Origin of the sequence: Methylobacterium segetis, assembly GCF_004348265.1 — a bacterium.
In the GTDB taxonomy this organism is placed as follows: domain Bacteria; phylum Pseudomonadota; class Alphaproteobacteria; order Rhizobiales; family Beijerinckiaceae; genus Methylobacterium; species Methylobacterium segetis.
Window position 1 is genome coordinate 1 of sequence record NZ_SMNT01000190.1, and the last position, 4,223, is coordinate 4,223.

A 4,223-nucleotide genomic window follows, 5' to 3' on the forward strand; every position below is an offset into this window, starting at 1 on the left:
CGGAGCGGGCTCGGCCCGCACCGCCGCGCGGGCCGGGCCGCCGGCGCCCGGCATCGCGAGGGCGAGGGCCGCCGCGAGGGCGGCGCTGATCCCGGCAAGGTGAACGTAGATCGACACGGCAGCCTCCTGGCCCCTTCCCTGCGTCCTCGCGGCCGATTCGGCCGTTCGCAGGCCCTCCTCTACGGGGGATGCATGTCCGCAGTTTTGCGTGGGGGCTGCCGGGATCCCCGGCATCGGGCCGCGATTGTTGCGTCCGGCCCCGGCCACGCAACATTTCGCCGGCCTGAGACGATTCGCCGATGGGGCGGCCCCGTCCCCGCCCCTTGGTGGCGGCGGGCGCCCGAACTATCTCGCTTCCCGTCACGCGGCCCGCATCAACGAGGCCGCGCCCGGAGGACGTCTTTCAGGATGCGCAGAATCCCTTCCCCCGCCGCCGCAAGCCGCGTTGCGGCCTTTGCGGCGACCTTGGCCGCGACCTTGGCCGCCCCGCCGGCCTCGGCCCAGATCCGCAACGCGCCGGCCCCGCGCGCGCTCGAATTCGCCGCCTACATCTTCGCCGCCTCGAACGTCTGCGGCTACCGCATCGGCACCGACCAGTTCGAGGCGCTGCTCGCCAAGCAGAATACCCGCGCCGAGGACGTGAGCCCGCGCGGCCCCTTCGGCAACCGGGTGCAGACGATGTTCGCCCTGATGTCGAACCAGATGGCGCTCAACCGGGAGCAGGCCTGCCTCGCGGTGGCGGGCGAGTACGGGCCGGAGGGCAACGTCGCCAAGAACGTGCTGCTGCCCGTGGCCGCCGACGCGCCCGCCTCTCCGTCCACCTCTCCTCCCGCGTCCCCGCCCGCCGCCGAGGCGCCGAAGCCCGCGCAATAGGGGCGGCCCGCCGGGCGCGCGGTCTGCTAAGAGGGCCGGAATTCCCGCGCTGGAGACCCGCCATGCCCGACGCCCTCGGCCCCTTCCGCGACCTCCTCGGCGAGGGCGGCGTGCTGTCGGAGCCCGACCGCACGGCCGCCTACACCCTCGACCACCGCGAGCTGATGCGGGGGCAGACGGAGGCGGTGCTGCGCCCGCGCAGCGTCGAGGCGGTGCAGGGCCTCGTACGGCTCGCCCGCGCGCACGGCTACGGGCTCGTGCCCCAGGGCGGCAACACGGGCTATGTCGGCGGCGCGACCCCGGAGCCCGGCCGGCGCCAGCTCGTGGTGAGCCTGGAGCGGATGACCCGCATCCGCGCCGTCGACCCGCTCAACTTCACCCTGGCCTGCGACGCGGGCACCCTCCTCGCGCAGGCGCAAGCCGCCGCGGCCGAGCACGACCGGCTGCTGCCGCTCAGCCTCGGCTCGGAGGGGAGCTGCCGCCTCGGCGGCAATCTCGGCACCAATGCGGGCGGCCTGCAGGTGCTGCGCTACGGCATGACCCGCGACCTCGTCCTCGGCCTCGAGGCCGTGCTGCCGGACGGCGCCCTGTTCTCCGACATGCGGAGCCTGCGCAAGAACAACATCGGCACCGACCTGAAGCAGGCCTTCATCGGGGCGGAAGGCACGCTCGGCATCGTCACGGGCGTCGTCCTGAAGCTGTGGCCGGCGCAAGCCTACCGGGCGACCGCGTGGCTGCAGCTGAGCGCGGGCGCCTCCCTGCCCGAGATCGCGGCGCTGGTGCGGCGGGAGACCTCCGACCTCGCCAGCACCTTCGAGCTGATCTCCGCCTCCTCCCTCGGCCTCGTCGCCGAGATGCGCGGCACGGATCCCGGGGTGCGGGCGGGTCCGGGCGGGGCGGTGCTCCTCGAGCTGCAGGCCTCCTCGGCGCGCATCCCCCTCGACGACGTGCTGATGGGCACCCTGGAGCTCCTGATGGAGCGGGGCGAGGTCGAGGACGCGGTGCTCGCCCAGTCCGAGGCGCAGCGGCGGGCGATGTGGGCGATCCGCGAGACCATCCCGGAGGGCGAGAAGCACGCGGGCGGCTCGGTCAAGCACGACATCGCCGTTCCGGTCTCGCAGCTCGCCGCCTTCCTGGAGCGGGGCGGCGCGCTGCTCGCCGCGCGGCTGCCGGAGGTGCGCCTCTCCTTCTACGGCCATGTCGGCGATGGCAACATCCACTACAACCTCGTGGTGCCCAAGGGGCAGGACCGGCTCGCCTTCACGCGGGCGATCGAGGCCGGCATCGCCCACGACCTCTACGCCATCGCGGCCGATCTCGGCGGCAGCTTCAGCGCGGAATACGGCATCGGCCGCTTCAAGCGCGACCTGCTCGTCCGCTACACCGACCCGACGCGGCTGCATCTCCTCGCGGCGGTGAAGCGCGCCTTCGACCCGGAGGGGATGATGAATGCCGGGGCGATGCTCGCCGAGCCCCCGGCCGGACGCGATCAGGCCGGAGCCGCCGCGGGCTCCGTCTCGTAGGTGCCCTCGCTCAGGTCGACCCGCAGCGTGCGCACGAGCGGCTCGGGCCTGACCTCGCGCCCGGTCCGGACCAAGCGGACGAGGCCGTGGCCGGCCAGCTGCTGAAGCGAGCGGGAGACGTTCGGCTGGGATCGGCCCGTCAGCCGGACGACGTCCGCGATCGTGGCGGGACGCTCGCGCAGCACGATGCCCAGGAGTTCGAGCGCCTCCGGCGACAGGGTGGCCAGGAGTTGTGCGGCCGGCCGAGGGGGCGGCGCGCACGCCCCTCGGGCGACGGCCCGCATCTCATCGCGAAGGCTTGCGAGGCTCGTCCGCTTCATCGTCGTCCTCCAGATCTTCGGCCACGCATTCGAACGGGACACCCTCCTCACGGCATGCCTGCTCGACGGCCGCGAAGAAGTCGCAGATCAGCGTGTCGGCATCGATGAACGCGTAGGCCACGAGCTCGTCGGTCCTCCGAAAACGGTGCCGATGGTCATAGACGCTGCGGCGCGGAAGGCCGTGCGCATTGTCGAATCCGAGGAGCCTCGTCCGATCCACGTCGTGCAGCGTGAAGGCATACTTGATGCCGTGCGGCCGGCCCGCCGTCACCGCCGATTCCGTGACGCGGAAGCGGAGGCTCCACCCGTTCTCGAGCCAGTAGCGGCGCCTGGCATAGGCCAGGAGACGCTGCATCGGCTCGTCGAGCATGCCTGACATATATCAGGCGCCGATATATGCGACAAGCGACGACTTGACGGTCCGCCCCGGAGCCCGCCCTCCGGCGAGCCCCCTCACGCCTGCGGCAGGTCCGGCACGATGCCCAGCGCGTCGAGGCCCTCGTCGAGGAGGTCGCCCGCATCGGGCGCGCCGAGGAGCTCGCGCGCCGCGCCCTCGCCCACGCCCTCGCGCTCCCGGGCGAAGCGCACCGCGTCGGCCCATTCCGCGGCCTCGTAATCGCCGCGCCCGACATAGAGGAGCGCCAGGAGGTTCGCGCGCTCGTCGTCGTTGAGGCCCGCGATCATGCCGCGCACCTCGCTCTCGGTGGCGTCGTCGGTGCCGGAGACGAGGACGTCCGTCGAGCCGTCGTCGATCGGGTTCGAGCCGGAATCCGGATCGGTCGCGCCCTCCTTCACCTCGATCGCCCGCAGACGCAGGATGATCTCGGTGACCTTGTCGACGGCGATGTCCATGGGTGACTCCTGAAACGGTGGGGCGGGACGCCCCGGCGCACCGACAACCCCCGAGCGGGCCGGCGGTTCGGCAGGTAGCGGGCGCAGCCGCCTGTGGGCCGCGGCGGGCGCGGTCCTTTTCGCCGGGCAGGGGCCGCGCTAACTCGGCTCGCGTGTCCACGATCCAGCCCCCCTCCCCGCCCGTTCCCTCCCGCCTGCGCCGCCTCGCGGCCGCCGGGCTCGCGCTCGCGACGATCCCGCTGGTCCCCCCCATCGCGCGCGCGCAGAACGAGGGCGCGGCGCCGGCCTGCTTCCTGACGGGCGGGGGCGGGCTGGAGATCTGCCGCAGCGGCGGCGAGGCGGAGGGCGTGCTCTTCACGCCCCGCCCCTGCGAATACGCGGCGGGCGTGCAGGTGCTGCGCCTCACCGGGGTGCGGGGCGCCCCGGGGCCCCTCCAGGCCGTCTACCAGGGCGAGACGCCGGCGCAGAAGGGGCCGGGGCGCCGCGCGGAAGGCCCCGCCTGCGAGCCGCGGCAGGCCACGAACCCCCTCGACGGCGGCTCCGTGCGCTCGGGCCGCAGCCCCGAGCAGCTCGCCACCACCCTGCCGCCGACGGGCTACCGCCTCTGGGAGATGGCCCGCGAGGTCGCCCGCCCCGAGCCCCGCCGCCGGCGCCG

The 4,223-nt window shown here is 73.9% G+C and carries 5 protein-coding genes and 1 pseudogene; 3 read left to right on the forward strand and 3 right to left on the reverse strand.

The features are described from left to right. Positions 1-408 precede the first annotated feature (408 nt). Positions 409-873: a hypothetical protein gene (locus E1J50_RS25705; protein ID WP_245516763.1), complete on the forward strand. Its 465-nt coding sequence runs from the start codon at positions 409-411 to the stop codon at positions 871-873. 62 nt (positions 874-935) lie between these two features. Beyond that, complete coding sequence (locus tag E1J50_RS25710) at positions 936-2,396, forward strand: FAD-binding oxidoreductase (protein ID WP_132257065.1); 1,461 nt, start codon at positions 936-938, stop codon at positions 2,394-2,396. Here the strand turns inward: E1J50_RS25710 and E1J50_RS25715 are convergent. The 3 genes from E1J50_RS25715 to E1J50_RS25725 form a co-directional block, all read right to left on the reverse strand. Further along, positions 2,363-2,716, reverse strand: coding sequence for an HVO_A0114 family putative DNA-binding protein (locus E1J50_RS25715; protein WP_132257067.1), 354 nt, complete (start codon positions 2,714-2,716; stop codon positions 2,363-2,365). The genes E1J50_RS25710 and E1J50_RS25715 overlap by 34 nt on opposite strands. Continuing rightward, positions 2,682-3,086 (reverse strand): toxin-antitoxin system TumE family protein, encoded by a 405-nt coding sequence (locus E1J50_RS25720; protein WP_132257069.1) that lies wholly within the window; start codon positions 3,084-3,086, stop codon positions 2,682-2,684. Before E1J50_RS25720 ends, E1J50_RS25715 begins: the two co-directional genes overlap by 35 nt. A gap of 83 nt (positions 3,087-3,169) precedes the next feature. Further along, on the reverse strand, positions 3,170-3,568 hold the full coding sequence (locus E1J50_RS25725; RefSeq protein ID WP_132257071.1) for a DUF3775 domain-containing protein: 399 nt from the start codon (positions 3,566-3,568) through the stop codon (positions 3,170-3,172). Positions 3,569-3,720: 152 nt separating this feature from the next. Here E1J50_RS25725 and E1J50_RS25730 point away from each other — a divergent pair. After that, positions 3,721-4,223, forward strand: a pseudogene (locus tag E1J50_RS25730) (hypothetical protein); the annotation flags it as partial.